The organism is Micromonospora sp. NPDC049274 (assembly GCF_040678875.1).
GTDB lineage: Bacteria > Actinomycetota > Actinomycetes > Mycobacteriales > Micromonosporaceae > Micromonospora.
Window position 1 is genome coordinate 409,202 of the sequence record NZ_JBFAQS010000006.1, and the last position, 13,669, is coordinate 422,870.

Below are 13,669 nucleotides of genomic sequence, written 5' to 3' on the forward strand. Positions count from 1 at the left end.
TCGGCCAGCCGGGACGATCGGGGGCCGGGCCCGTCAGTCGATCAGGGTGCGGCCGGTCAGGTGCAGGAAGACGTCCTCCAGGCCGCTGCGCCGCACCAGCACGTTGGCCGGGTTGAGCCCCAACGCGGTGACCTCGGCGACCGCCGCGTCGCCGTCGGCGACGTAGAGCAGGACCCGGTCGGGCAGCACCTCGACCCGCTCCCCCAGACCGTCGAGCTTGCCGGCGAAGGGCTCCTGCGACTCGGCCGCGAAACGCAGCTCGACCACCTCACGGGTGGAGTGCTCCTCGATCAGCGCCCGGGGTGAACCCTCGGCGACAATCCGTCCGCCGTCCATGACCACGAGCCGGTCGCAGAGCTGCTCGGCCTCGTCCATGTAGTGCGTGGTGAGCACCAGCGTCACGCCCTGCTGCTTGAGGCGGAACAGCCGCTCCCACACCAGGTGCCGGGCCTGCGGGTCGAGCCCGGTGGTCGGCTCGTCGAGCAGCACGATCTCCGGGTCGTTGACGAGCGCGCGGGCGATGGTCAGACGACGTTTCATCCCACCGGAGAGCGGCTCGACCAAGCTGTCGGCCCGCTCGGTGAGCTGCACGAAGTCGAGCAGCTCGGCGGCCCGATCCCGGGCCACCCGACGCGGAATGCCGAAGTAGCGCGCGTACACCGTGAGGTTTTCCCGGACGGTCAGCTCCGGATCGAGATTGTCCATCTGCGGGCACACGCCGAGACGGGCCCGGATCGCCGGTCCGTCGCGGACCGGATCCAGGTCGAGGATGCGCAGCTCACCGTCGCTGGGTGGGGAGATGCAGCCGACCATCCGCATGGTGGAGGACTTGCCGGCGCCGTTGGGCCCGAGGAACCCGAACGCCTCACCCGAGCGCACGTCGACGTCGATGCCGTCGACGGCGGTGAAGTCACCGAACCGCTTCACCAGCCCACGAGCCTGAATCAGTGGTCGCCCCGAAGTCACCGCCCGACCCTAACCGCCAGGTCCGACAGTCCTCCACGCGAATATGCGTCAGCCGTCCACCGGAACGGTGGCGGCCCGCGCGGCGGCGACCAGCCGGTCGGTCTCGTCGAGCAGGGCCGCGTCGTCCGCCGGGGTGCCGGGATCGAGGCGGACCGTCCAGGTCAGACCGTCCACGCCCGCCACCCGCCGGGCCGCGACCCGGGCCGCGCCGCCGGGCACCGGGTGGCGTTCGGTGTACGCGACGGAGCGCGTCACCCGCGCCCGCACCTGGTGCGGCAGCTCACCCGGGTCGAGCAGCAGGTACGTCTCGGCCGGCCCGTCGGCGACCACCGTGTAGCCGTCGCGCTCGACGACCGTGTCGGCGGGCGTGACGGTCAGCTCCCGACCGGACCAGACCGCCTTGAGGACGTCGTGCCAGCCGATGCGGTGACCCCGCCCGGGCAGCCACAGCCCGAGGTTGCTGGCCACGACGACCCCGTCGCCCTCGCCGTTGCCGGCCGCCGACCAGGCGAGCACCCGCTCGTCGGCGGCCAGCGGCGGCCGGTCGGCCGGCGGCAGCTTCGGCTTGCGGCTGAACAGTCCCATCTAGAGCCCTCCCGCGGCCTGCTCGCGCAACGCCCGCGCATGCTGCTCCAGCGACAGCAGTTCGCCGAAGGCGGCAAAATACTCGTCCTTGTTGTTGACCGGGTTGATCCGCTGGATGCGCGACTTGAGGTCGCGGATGCGGGCCGTCACCGACCCGAACTGCACACGGGCCATGGTGATCGACACGTAGCGCGGGTCCGGTTCGCCGTCGATCCGCAGCGGCTCCACGGCCAGCTCGCCGACCAGCGCCGCCGAGGCCAGGTCTTCGCAGGCGTCACGGACCTTCTCGATCCACACCGCGCCGCCGGTCGCCGAAACCGCCCCACCGGCCGCCGCGATCGCCGCCCGCACCCAGACGTGCATCGGGTGGCGGTATTCGGTGGCCTCCACCGCGTCGAACATCGGCCCGGCCAGAACCGGCTGTTGCAGGGCGAGCTTCAACGCCTCGCGCTCGACCATCGACTGCGGGCTGTCCACGGCCGGCTCGGGGCGGGCCGGGGCCGAACGCGGAGCGGATGCGGCCTCCCGGTCACCGGGCGGCGGGGTGTTGGCGGCGGCGAGCACCGCCCGCTGCACCGGCTCGATCTCCATCCCGAGGTCCATGGCGAGCTTGCGGACGTACTCCGGGCGTTTCTCCCGGTCTTTCAGTTGCGCGACAAGCGGCGCGGCCCGGCGCATCGCCTCGACCCGGCCGTCGACGGTGTCCAGGTCGTAGCGGCTGATGACGTGACGAAGCGCGAAGTCGACAAGGGGCTCGCGCCGGGCCACCAGGTCGCGGACCGCGAGGTCGCCCTTGGCCAGGCGCAGATCGCACGGGTCCATGTTGTCCGGGCTGACCGCGATGAAGGTCCGGCCAACGAAGCGCTGGTCGTCGGCGAAGGCACGCAGCGCCGCCTTCTGCCCGGCGGCGTCCCCGTCGAAGGTGAAGATGATCTCGCCGGCCACCGAATCGGTGTCCAGCAGGAGCCGGCGCAGCACCCCGATGTGGTCCGCGCCGAACGCGGTGCCGCAGGTCGCCACCGCCGTCGGCACCCCGGCCAGGTGGCAGGCCATCACGTCGGTGTAACCCTCGACGATCACCGCCCGGCCCTGCTTGGCGATCTCCCGCTTCGCCTGGTCGATGCCGTAGAGCACGTGCGACTTCTTGTAGATCGGCGTCTCGGGGGTGTTCAGGTACTTCGGCCCGTCGTCGTCGTCGAAGAGCTTGCGCGCCCCGAAGCCGATCACGTCGCCGGCCAGGTCGCGGATCGGCCAGAGCAGCCGACGCCGGAACCGGTCGATGAGCGTCCCCGAGCGGGACTCCCGGGACAGGCCGGCGGTGACCAGCTCCTGGTGGGTGAAGCCCTGCTGACGCAGGTGCTTGGTGAGCAGGTCCCAGCCCTCCGGCGCGAACCCGCACCCGTAGCGCTCGGCGGCGGCCCGGTCGAAGCCCCGTTGGGCCAGGAACTCCCGGGCGGGCCGGGCCCCGGCGGTGCTGAGCTGCGCCCGGTAGAACTCGACGGCGGCGGCGTGCGCGGCGACCAGGCGCTGACGCTGGCCCTGCTGCGGGCGGGGACGCGGGGTGCTCCGGTCGTCCTCGACGTAGCGCAGCTGGATGCCGGCACGCCCGGCCAGCCGCTCGACGGACTCGACGAAGCTGAGGTGCTCCGCGTCCATCAGGAACTTGATCGCGTCGCCGCCGGCCCCGCAGCCGAAGCAGTACCAGACGTTGCGGGCCGGCGAGACGTTGAACGACGGGCTCTTCTCGTCGTGGAACGGGCACAGGCCCTTGAGGTTGCCGCCGCCGGCGGACTTCAGGGTGACCGTCTCGGAGATCACATCCCCGATCGAGGTGCGTTCCCGGACCAGTGCGATGTCCTCGTCCCGGATCCGCCCAGCCATGCGCCACCCCCTCGGCGTACATCCTGCCCTGCCGGACCGGCGACACGCCGGCCGGGGGACGCCGGTGTGGCGACCGCCGCTGCCAGCTGGGCGGTTCCGGCCCGGCCGCCGGGCCCGCGCGGGGACCATGACCAGATGCGCAGGGTACGGACCGGAGCTCCCCGACTGCCGAGTTGGTTGGCCGGTCGGATGGGGCTGCGCGAACTGGTCCCGCGAGCCGACGAGGCCGGCCACCGGCACGCCACCTGGTTGGAGCTGTTCCTCGACATCATCTTCGTGTACGCGCTGGCGGCGGTGGTGGCCCGGCTGGGCAACGAGCCGAGCCCGTCACCGACGGCCGTGCTGGCAGTGATCGGGCTCTTCGTCGTGATCCAGTGGGCCTGGCTGGGGCAGGTCTACTACGACACCCGGTTCGACCCGGACGACGCGCCACACCGGCTGCTGGTGCTTGTCGCGTTGATCGGCGCGGGCGCGATGACCCTCGGGGTGGACGAGGTGCCGGAGAGCGTGCTCCTGCCGGTCGGGTACCTGATCGTGCGAGGCGTGCTGCTCCTGCTGTACCTGCGGGCCCGCCCCACCAGCCCGATGGCCCGCATGGTGACGACTGTCTACCTGATCGGCTTCGGAGCGGGCTGGCTGATCTGGCTGGTGTCGCTGACGACGCCCACCGAGCTGCGCCCGGTCCTGTGGATCGTCGCGATGGTCATCGAACTTGCCACGCCCTGGGTCGGTGTGCGGTGGCTCAACCGCTGGCCGGTGGACAACAGGCACCTGCCGGAACGGATCGGCCAGTTCACCATCATCGTGCTGGGCAGCGCGCTGGCCAGCCTGCTCTTCGCGGTGCCGGACCACCCTCCGCCCCACATGATCCTCACCGCCGCGATGGCCTTCCTGATCCCGGCGGCCGTCTGGTGGGTCTACACCACATTCGTCACCACCCGTCTGCTTCAGAGTCGGCTGCGCGGCGGGCAGGCGTACAGCTTCCTGCACATCCCGCTCGGCGGCGCGCTGCTGCTGCTCGGCTGGGCGCTCGGCCAGGTGGTCCGGTTGGTCGACGACAACGCGGCCCGGCTGCCGCTGGAGCTGCGACTGCTGCTGGGCGCATCCATGGTGGTCTGGACGTTGTGTGGCCTGGCCCTGTACTGGTTGTGGACCCGACCGAGCCTCGCCCGGTTGGCGATCTCCGCCTACGGGGTGCTCTCGGTCTCCCTGATCACCGCGACTGTGCACCGACCGAGGGTGATGCTGGCGCTGCTCGCCCTGGCGGTCGTCGGGTACGCGGTGCTGCTCAGCCGGCGGCTCAGCCGGGCCGGAGCGGCGAACCGCACACCCGAGGGATGAGGGCCCTCAGGCGGCGGTGGCCTCCTCGGTCGCCACCTGGTTGTTCCAGTCGGCCTTGGTGGAGCGCCAGCCCTCGTCGTCCATGCCCCGCCGCCAGTAGCCCGAGATGGAGAGCTGGTCGAGGGGTACGCCCCGCTCGCCGCGCAGCAGCCGGCGCAGGTCCCGAACGAAGGCGGCCTCGCCGTGCACGAACGCGTGCACCCGACCGGCCGGGAACTCCAACTCTCGTACCGCCGCGACAAGCGCCTCGCCCACCGGCCGGTCGCCCCGGTGCAGCCAGGTCAGCTCGACGGCCCCCGGGCTGAGCAGCTTCTGCTCGTCCGCCGGGTCGGCGATCTCCACGAAGACGTGGGCCGGCGCGCCCAACGGCAGCCGTTCCAGGGCCGCGGCGATCGCCGGCAGGGCGCTCTCGTCGCCGACCAGGAGGTGCCAGTCCGCGTCCGGGTCCGGCGCGTACGCCCCGCCGGGGCCGACGAAGTGCACCGGGTCACCCGGGCGCAGCGCGGCGGCCCACGGGCCGGCCAGCCCCTCGTCCCCGTGGTGCACCACGTCCACGGTCAACTCACCGGCCAGCGGGTCCCACCGTCGCACGGTGTAGGCGCGCAGCCGGGGCCACTGCTCCCGGGGCAGGTCCCGGCGGATCGCGGCGAGGTCAAGCGGCTGCGGGTACGCGACGCCGGGGTGTGGAAAGACCAGCTTGATGTAGTGGTCGGTGAACTCGCCCACCGGCAGGCCGGTCAGCTCGTCCCCACCGAGGACGAGCCGGATCAGGTGCGGGGTGGGTCGCTCGGTGCGCAGCACCTGGACCGCTGTGACGTTCCTTGGGCGTTCCGACATGCACTTAGGTTAGCCTAAGTTGTCGCGGATGCCTCCGGCGGTGCGCCGCCGGAGGTGAGACGGGCGTGCCAGCTCATCGCCGCCGGGTCGGTGAGCGAGGCGATCTGGTCGATCACCACGCGCAGCCGGGCCGCGTCGTCCGGCGCGGCCGACCACAGCGGGGCGAACACCGGGTCGAGCCCGTCCGGCGCCCGTCGGACCAGCGCCGCCGCCAGCTCGGCAAGCATCGTCCGCTGCCGCTCGTAGCGACCCCGGAAGCCGGTGCGCCGCATCACATAGCGCAGGGCGATGCCCTTGAGCAGGGCGCACTGTGCCCGGACCCGTCGCGGCACCACCAGATCGGCGGCGTAACGGCGGTGCGGCCCGGGGCCGTACCGCTCCTCGGTGGCCGCCACCGCCGCCGACACGAACCGACCGGTCAGACCGCTCGTGGTGGCCTTCAGCGCGACCTGGGCGCGGTGGCTGCCGTCGTAGGAGGCGAGCGGGGCCAGCAGCGGGTCGGCCAGCAACTCGACGAGCACCTCGGCCAGATCGGCCGGAGACTCCCCGGAGTAGGTGGCGGCCACGTCGGCGCAGAGCGCCGCCCGCTCGTCGACGTCCGCGAGCAGCGGGCGCAGCACGACGTACCCGCCGTGGATGCCGTCCTCCACGTCGTGCACCGAGTACGCGACGTCGTCGGCCCAGTCCATCACCTGCGCCTCCAGGCAGCGCCGGGCGCCGGGCGCACCGGCCCGGATCCAGCCGAACACCGCCGCGTCGTCGGCGTACACCCCGAACTTGCGCTGCCCGTCGCGGCGCGGCCAGGGGTACTTGCCGATCGCGTCGAGCGACGCCCGGGTGAGGTTCAGCCCGGCGGACGAACCGTCCGGGGCGAGCACCTTCGCCTCCAGTCGGGTCAGCACCCGCAGCGTCTGCGCGTTGCCCTCGAAGCCGCCGCAGGGCGCGGCGAGCAGGTCCAGCGCCGCCTCGCCGTTGTGCCCGAACGGCGGGTGCCCGAGGTCGTGGGCGAGCCCGGCGACGTCCACCACGTCCGGGTCGCAGCCCAGCCGGGCGCCCATCTCCCGGGCGATCTGGGCCACCTCCAGCGAGTGCGTCAGCCGAGTCCGCAGGAAGTCGTCGGTGCCGGCGGTGTGCACCTGGGTCTTGGTGGCCAGCCGACGGAACGCCGCCGAGTGCAGCACCCGGGCGCGGTCACGCTCGTACGGCGACCGGCGGTGGCCGGTGTCCTTGGGCGGCTCCGCGACCAACCGGGCGTCGGCGGCCCCCGGTTCACTTCTCACGCAGAACGCAGAACTCGTTGCCCTCCGGGTCGGACAGGACCGTCCACTCCACGTCACCCTGACCGACGTCGACGTGCCGGGCGCCCATGTCGACAAGACGCTCGACCTCGGCCTCCTGGTCGGCCGGGCGCAGGTCGAGATGCAACCGGTTCTTGCGGTCCTTGCCGTCGGTCACCGGCACGAAGACCAGGCCGGGAAGGCGGTCGGCGGACTTGCGGATCTCCACCTCGTCCGGGCTCTCGGCGACAACCTGATACCCGAGGGCCTCGGCCCACCAGCGGGCCAGTCGGGCCGGATCGCGGGCGTCGATGGTCAGGTTCTCCCAGACGCTTGTCATACAACCACCTCTCCCGTCGACGGCGGACACCGTCGGCCGTGTGTGAGCGAGCCAAGGTTACGCCCGCCGATGCCGCTCGACCTGCCCGCGACGCAGCACCGGCGGTCGCACAACCGCCGATCGGCTGTGAGTTGTGAACCGATCGCCGTCGGTTACGGGCTCGCGGGCGGAAGTGGCCACCGGTAGCGTTCCCAGCGCGGAAAGTGACCAACGACCGAGACGCGGAGCCGACCGCTAGGGAGACGCTCGTGGATGCAGACACGGTGGTGGGAACGGAACTGCTCGGGCTGCGCCGACGTCGGCCCGAGGTCGCCGGTGCCGTGCTGGCCGGCACGGACGGGCTACTCATCTCCAGCGACCTGCCGAGCACCGACGCCACCCACCTCGCCGCGCTCGCCGCAGCCAGCTACGGGCTCGGTCACCGGGTCGCCGACACGGTCCGGCGGGGCGAGTTCCGCGAATCGGTGGTGCGCACCACCGACGGCTGCGTGGTCACCTACCCGGCCGGACGCAGCGCCCTGCTGACACTGGTCACCGCATCTGCGGCGGAGGATCTGGAAGGGCTGCACGAGGAGGCCCGGGCGGTGGCGCACCGGGCCGGCCGCGTGCTGGACACCCGTGGCGGCGGGATCGGCGCCACGGCGGTCCCCGACGCGCACGCGCCGCTGGCCGTGCGTACCCCGATGGCGACCCTGCCGACGCAGCTACGCCGCTCGGCCCGACCCACCTGGCGTCGCCCGCCGATCTGACCGCCGGCAGCGGCCCGGCCCGCCGCCGAGCTGACCGCCGACGTCGGCGCGGCCCGCCGCCGATCTGCGACGTCGGCGCGCGGACCGATGCCGGAGACGCCGCGCCGACGGTGGCCCGGTCGTGCGGGCCGCCGCCGGCGTCCGGTTCAGCGGCTGTCCGACCCGCCCGTCTCCACGGCGGCCCGGCCCGCCTCCAGGCGCGCCACCGGCACCCGGAACGGCGAGCAGGAGACGTAGTCCAGGCCGACCTCGTGGAAGAAGTGCACCGAGTCCGGGTCGCCGCCGTGCTCGCCGCAGACGCCGAGTTTCAGCCCGGGTCGGGCGGCCCGGCCCTCCTCGGCGGCGATCCGCACCAGCCGACCGACGCCGTCGCGGTCGATCGACTCGAACGGCGAGATGCCGAAGATGCCCAGCTCCAGGTAGCGCCAGAAGAACGCGCCCTCGACGTCGTCGCGGGAGAAGCCCCAGCCCATCTGGGTCAGGTCGTTGGTGCCGAAGGAGAAGAACTGCGCCGCCTCGGCGATCTGGCCGGCGGTCAACGCCGCCCGGGGCACCTCGATCATGGTGCCGATCAGCACCTCGACAGCCTTCTCCCGGGTCACCTCCTCGATGATCTTCTCGGCCTCGGCGCGTACCGTCTCCAGCTCCTGCACCGCGCCGACCAGCGGGACCATGATCTCCGGCTTGGGGTCGCCGCCGCGCTTGGCGCACTCGACCGCGGCCTCGACGATGGCCCGGACCTGCATCGCGAACAGGCCGGGGATGACCAGGCCGAGGCGTACGCCACGCAGCCCGAGCATCGGGTTCTCCTCGTGCATCCGCCGGACGGCGGCGAGCAGCGCCTCCTCCTTGGCCACGTCCTCGCCGCGTTCCTGGGCGACCGCGACGTTGACGGCGAGCTGCTCCAACGGCGGCAGGAACTCGTGCAACGGCGGGTCGATCAGCCGGACGGTGACCGGCAGCCCGTCCATCTCCCGGAAGATCTCCACGAAGTCGTCCCGCTGCAACGGCAGCAGCGCCTCAAGCGCCGCCTCCCGCTCGTCCGCGGCGCGCGCCAGGATCAGCCGCTCGACCAGCTCCCGCCGGTCACCAAGGAACATGTGCTCGGTGCGGCACAGCCCGATGCCCTCGGCGCCGAAGCGCCGGGCACGGGCCGCGTCCGCGCCGGTGTCGGCGTTCGTGCGGACCGCCAGCCGCCGCTTCCCGTCGGCGTGCGTCATGATCCGGTGTACGGCACGGACGAGCGCGTTGTCGATGTGCTCGGGGTCGAGGCTGCCCTCGAAGTACTGCACGACCTCCGAGGGCATGACCGGCACCTCACCGAGGTACACCTTGCCGGTGGTGCCGTCGATGGAGACGACGTCGCCCTCGTGAACGGTCTGCCCGGCCACTGTGAACCGCTTCGCCGGCACGTTCACCTCGATCGCGTCGGCGCCGGAGACGCAGGTCTTGCCCATGCCCCGGGCCACCACCGCGGCGTGGCTGGTCTTACCGCCGCGCGAGGTGAGAATGCCCTGGGCGGCGATCATGCCGTTCAGGTCGTCCGGGTTGGTCTCCCGGCGGACCAGGATCACCGACTTCCCCTCGGCCGCCAGCTCGACGGCCCGGGCGGAGGTGAAGACCACAGTGCCGGACGCCGCGCCGGGTGACGCGCCGATGCCCGTGGCGACCGCCTCGAACTCGTGGTCGAGCTGGAAGCGGGGGAACATGAGCTGGGCGAGCTGCGCGCCGTTGACCCGGTGCAGCGCCTCGTCCAGATCGATCAGGCCCTCGTCGACGAGCTGCCCGGCGATGACGAACGCGGCGGCGGCCGTCCGCTTGCCGACCCGGGTCTGCAACATCCACAGCTTGCCGCGCTCGATGGTGAACTCGATGTCGCACAGATCCCGGTAGTGCTCCTCCAGCCGGGCCATGATGCCGAGCAGCTCGTCGTAGGAGGACTTGTCGAGCTGCTCCAACTCCTGCAACGGCACCGTGTTGCGGATGCCGGCGACGACGTCCTCCCCCTGCGCGTTGGCCAGGTAGTCGCCGTAGATGCCCTGCGCGCCGCTGCCCGGGTCGCGGGTGAAGGCGACGCCGGTGCCCGAGTCGGGGCCCAGGTTCCCGAAGACCATTGTCACCACGTTGACAGCGGTGCCGAGGTCGGCCGGGATGCGCTCCTGGCGGCGGTAGAGCACCGCGCGCTCGGCGTTCCACGACTCGAAGACCGCCCGGATGGCCAGGTCGAGCTGCTCACGCGGCTGCTGCGGGAACTCCCGACCGGTGTGCTTGGCGAAGATCTTCTTGTACGCGTCGACAAGCCCCCGCAGGTCGTCGGCGTCCAGGTCCAGGTCGTTGGAGGTGCCCTTGGCGGCCTTGGCCTCGTCGAGGGCGTGCTCGAACTCCTCGCCCGGCACCTCGCAGACGGTCTTGCCGAACATCTGGATCAGCCGGCGGTAGGAGTCCCAGGCGAACCTGTCGTTCCCACCCGCTTGCGCGGAGAGCCCGACCACGCTCTGGTCGTTGAGGCCGACGTTGAGGACGGTCTCCATCATGCCGGGCATGGAGAACTTGGCCCCGGAGCGGACGGACACCAGCAGCGGGTCCCGCGGGTCGCCGAGGTGCTTGCCCATCGCCCGTTCCAGCGCCTCCAGGTGCGCTTCGATCTGACCGGCAAGGCCGTCCGGCTCCCGCCCGGTCGCCAGGTACGCCTGACAGGCCTCGGTGGTGATGGTGAAGCCGGGCGGAACGGGCAGGCCGAGGTTGGTCATCTCCGCGAGGTTGGCCCCCTTGCCGCCGAGCAGATCCTTGAGATCCTTGTTGCCCTCGGAGAAGTCGTAGACGTACTTGTGTTCGTCGGTCTCTTGCGCTGCCACCAGAGCCTCCCACGCGCGCCGGATTGACACTTAACGAAGGTTCAGGGCGAAGGTTAAGCGAAGATCGGGCGGCCTGGGACCGTTCGGTGACAATAGGCACAGCCATCACGACTATCCGCGTTCGTACCGGTTTTTGGGAACGCTTCCACGCGCACGATCACGCAATATCCCCGGTCCTCGTATTGTTGACGACACTGGTTCTGCCGAAGCTGACTTTTGCCATATCCGACGCGAATAACCCCCTCCGGAGCCGTCGTCGTGTCCTCCCTTCCGCTCTCCTCCCCCGCCCCCGAGCCGAGCACCGAGCCGACCGCCGCCGAGCCCACCCCGACGGCCCCCGCCGACCTGCCCGCGCACCAGCCGGGAGCCGGCGACCTGGCCGTGCTCGCCGCGCGGGCGGCCGGCGACGACCTGCTCGCCCCTCCGGTACGCCTCGACGCCGTCGTACCGGCGCCGGAACGGGTCGAAGCGGACCCCGGCGCCACCTTCGTGCTCACCGGGGACACGGCCATCCGGGTCACCGCCCACCCGGGCGCCCGCGAGGTGGCCGACCACCTCGCCGAGCTCCTCCGACCGGCAACCGGCTTTCCCCTGCCGGTCGCCGACACCCTCGAGGACGGACCGACCGGCACGCTGACGCTCACCCTGGCCGCCACGCCCGCCGGCCCGGCCCCCGCACCCCCCGCCGACCTCGGCGCGGAGGGCTACCGGCTCGACGTGACCGCAACCGAGGTACGCATCACCGCCGGCACCGCGACAGGTCTCTTCTACGGCGTGCAGACGCTCCGGCAGTTACTCCCCGCCGCCGTGGAGAGCCCGGCCCCGGTGACCACGCGCTGGGCGGTGCCCGGCGGCACGATCCTCGACCGCCCCCGCTTTCCCTACCGGGGCGCGATGCTCGACGTGGCACGGCACTTCTTCGCCGTCGAGGACGTCCTGCGGGTGATCGACCACCTCGCCCGCTACAAGCTCAACCACCTGCACCTGCACCTCACCGACGACCAGGGTTGGCGCATCGCCGTCGACTCCTGGCCGAAGCTGGCAGGCGTCGGTGGGGCGAGCGAGGTCGGCGGCGGCCCCGGCGGGCACTACACCAAGGCGGACTACCGGCGGATCGTCTCCCACGCCGCCGCCCGGCACGTCACGCTGGTCCCGGAGATCGACCTGCCCGGCCACACCAACGCGGCGCTCGTCGCGTACCCACGGCTCGCACCGGACAAGATCGCGCCGCCGCCGTACACCGGCACCGAGGTCGGCTTCAGCTACGTCGACCCGGCCGACGAGCAGACGTACGACTTCATCGCCGACGTGCTCGGCGAGGTGGCCGCCCTCACCCCCGGGCCGTGGCTGCACATCGGCGGCGACGAGGCGTTCAAGGTGAAGGGCGCTGTCTACACCGACTTCGTGGAGCGGGCGCAGCGGATCGTCGCCGACACCGGCAAGGCGGTGGTGGGCTGGCACCAGCTCGCCCCGGCCGCGCACCTCGACGGGCGGGTCCTGCAGTGGTGGGGCACCGACGCCGACGATCCCACCACGGCCGACGCGGTCCGCCGGGGCGCCCGACTGATCCTCTCCCCCGGCAACCACGCCTACCTGGACATGAAGTACGCCGAGGACACCCCGATCGGGCACGACTGGGCCGGCCTGATCGACGTGCGCCGAGCGTACGACTGGGATCCGGGCACACACGTCGCCGACGTGCCCACCACGGCCGTCCTCGGCGTGGAGGCCCCGCTGTGGACCGAATCGGTCACCTCGCTCACCGACATCGAGTTCATGCTGTTCCCCCGGCTGCCCGCCATCGCCGAGCTGGGCTGGTCGACCCGGGCCGCACACGACTGGGCCGGGTTCCGTGAGCGCCTGGCCGGGCACGGCCCGCGCTGGTCCACCGCCGGGATCACCTTCCACCGCGCCCCCGAGATCCCCTGGCCGGCGACTCCCACGATCCCCCGGCAGGACCGCGCACCCCAGAACGACCCGACAACCCCGTAGGCGCCCGCAGGAAGGTGATCGAGGCCCGCCCGAGATGGGCGATCGGCGATCGGCGGTCCGCACCAACGGCCGACGCGCCGTGCGGCGCGATAGTTGCCTCACGGCCGGTTCCAGGTCGAACCGGACACCGGACGGAAGGTGATCGACTCGGGTTGCATGAAGTCGGGGTGTCCCGCATGCCCGGACACCCCGCTATCACCGAACCCGAGTCGATCACCCCCGCAACCGCCCGGGCTGGCCGCCAGGGGCGTCGGTTTTTGTCCGGTATCGGTGGTTGCGTCCCGTGGTCGGTGCCACCCGGGCGGCGGAATCCTGGGCCGGGCGGGGCCGTTATACCTGGCAGACCGCCGCGCCCCTGGGCCGCGGCGCACGGCAGCCGCCGGGAACACCCGACCGGCCGCCACGGTTACATCCCCCGCATGGCCGAGCACCACTGGCCAGCCCGCGCGGCGGGTCGCCGGGAACACCCGACCGGCCGCCACGGTTACACCCCCGGACACCCGAGCAGGCCCAGCCGCCGGGCAGATCCCCCTGAGACTTCCCGCCCGGCACACACCCCCCGCGACATTCGTGTGCCGACGCGCTTTCCCCCGATGCAGAGGAGCACGCCATCATGCGTACCGATCTGATCCGTCAGACCGCTCTGACCGCTGCCGGCCTGGCCTTCACCGCAGGCGCCATCGCCGGCCCCGTCACCGCCGCCTACGCCGCCTCCGACGCCAAGCCCACCTCGCAGACCCAGACCGACCGCAAGCCCTCGGGTGAGCGTCAGCTCGGCGTGCGCTACGAAGCCCAGCCGAACTTCTACTACTGCGGTCCGGCCGCGGCCCGTAACGCCCTGTCCGT

At 72.2% G+C, this 13,669-nt stretch carries 9 protein-coding genes and 2 pseudogenes; 4 read left to right on the forward strand and 7 right to left on the reverse strand.

Going from position 1 to position 13,669, the window contains the following annotated elements:
• Positions 1 to 33 precede the first annotated feature (33 nt).
• The 3 genes and pseudogenes from AB0K10_RS14995 to dnaG all read right to left on the reverse strand — a co-directional run bounded on the left by AB0K10_RS14995 (position 34) and on the right by dnaG (position 3,454).
• Complete coding sequence (locus tag AB0K10_RS14995; protein ID WP_363683588.1) at positions 34 to 966, reverse strand: ABC transporter ATP-binding protein; 933 nt, start codon at positions 964 to 966, stop codon at positions 34 to 36.
• A 48-nt stretch (positions 967 to 1,014) separates the two neighbouring features.
• Positions 1,015 to 1,551, reverse strand: a complete 537-nt coding sequence (locus AB0K10_RS15000; protein ID WP_363683589.1) for a hypothetical protein — start codon at positions 1,549 to 1,551, stop codon at positions 1,015 to 1,017.
• Positions 1,552 to 3,454, reverse strand: a pseudogene (gene dnaG / locus AB0K10_RS15005) (DNA primase).
• A 113-nt stretch (positions 3,455 to 3,567) separates the two neighbouring features.
• Here dnaG and AB0K10_RS15010 point away from each other — a divergent pair.
• Positions 3,568 to 4,773, forward strand: coding sequence for a low temperature requirement protein A (locus AB0K10_RS15010; RefSeq protein WP_363683591.1), 1,206 nt, complete (start codon positions 3,568 to 3,570; stop codon positions 4,771 to 4,773).
• A gap of 6 nt (positions 4,774 to 4,779) precedes the next feature.
• Here AB0K10_RS15010 and AB0K10_RS15015 read toward each other — a convergent pair whose 3' ends face one another.
• The 3 genes from AB0K10_RS15015 to AB0K10_RS15025 are packed head-to-tail and all read right to left on the reverse strand — an operon-like array spanning position 4,780 to position 7,227.
• A complete protein-coding gene (locus tag AB0K10_RS15015) occupies positions 4,780 to 5,610 on the reverse strand; it encodes a siderophore-interacting protein (protein ID WP_363683593.1) in 831 nt (276 codons plus the stop codon).
• 14 nt (positions 5,611 to 5,624) lie between these two features.
• Positions 5,625 to 6,890, reverse strand: a complete 1,266-nt coding sequence (locus AB0K10_RS15020; RefSeq protein WP_363683595.1) for a deoxyguanosinetriphosphate triphosphohydrolase — start codon at positions 6,888 to 6,890, stop codon at positions 5,625 to 5,627.
• The gene (locus AB0K10_RS15025) at positions 6,880 to 7,227 is read right to left on the reverse strand and encodes a VOC family protein (RefSeq protein WP_363683597.1); all 348 of its coding nucleotides are present in this window, start codon (positions 7,225 to 7,227) and stop codon (positions 6,880 to 6,882) included. The genes AB0K10_RS15020 and AB0K10_RS15025 overlap by 11 nt, the downstream gene beginning before the upstream one ends.
• A gap of 248 nt (positions 7,228 to 7,475) precedes the next feature.
• On the opposite strand from AB0K10_RS15025, the gene AB0K10_RS15030 reads away from it, so the two are divergent.
• Positions 7,476 to 7,976, forward strand: a complete 501-nt coding sequence (locus AB0K10_RS15030; protein ID WP_358140601.1) for a roadblock/LC7 domain-containing protein — start codon at positions 7,476 to 7,478, stop codon at positions 7,974 to 7,976.
• Positions 7,977 to 8,122: 146 nt separating this feature from the next.
• On the opposite strand, the gene ppdK is transcribed toward AB0K10_RS15030, so the two are convergent.
• Positions 8,123 to 10,831, reverse strand: a complete 2,709-nt coding sequence (gene ppdK / locus AB0K10_RS15035) for a pyruvate, phosphate dikinase (protein WP_363683599.1) — start codon at positions 10,829 to 10,831, stop codon at positions 8,123 to 8,125.
• A 258-nt stretch (positions 10,832 to 11,089) separates the two neighbouring features.
• Between ppdK and AB0K10_RS15040 the strand changes: the two genes are divergently transcribed.
• Complete coding sequence (locus AB0K10_RS15040) at positions 11,090 to 12,823, forward strand: beta-N-acetylhexosaminidase (RefSeq protein ID WP_363683601.1); 1,734 nt, start codon at positions 11,090 to 11,092, stop codon at positions 12,821 to 12,823.
• Between the two features lie 613 nt (positions 12,824 to 13,436).
• Positions 13,437 to 13,669: pseudogene (locus tag AB0K10_RS15045) on the forward strand (phytochelatin synthase); the annotation flags it as partial.

Bases quoted from the DNA above. Each gene is read 5' to 3' on its own strand.
- AB0K10_RS15015 (WP_363683593.1), bottom strand. From the start codon at position 5,610: ATGTCGGAACGCCCAAGGAACGTCACAGCGGTCCAGGTGCTGCGCACC.
- AB0K10_RS15010 (WP_363683591.1), top strand. From the start codon at position 3,568: ATGCGCAGGGTACGGACCGGAGCTCCCCGACTGCCGAGTTGGTTGGCC.
- AB0K10_RS15000 (WP_363683589.1), bottom strand. From the start codon at position 1,551: ATGGGACTGTTCAGCCGCAAGCCGAAGCTGCCGCCGGCCGACCGGCCG.
- AB0K10_RS15025 (WP_363683597.1), bottom strand. From the start codon at position 7,227: ATGACAAGCGTCTGGGAGAACCTGACCATCGACGCCCGCGATCCGGCC.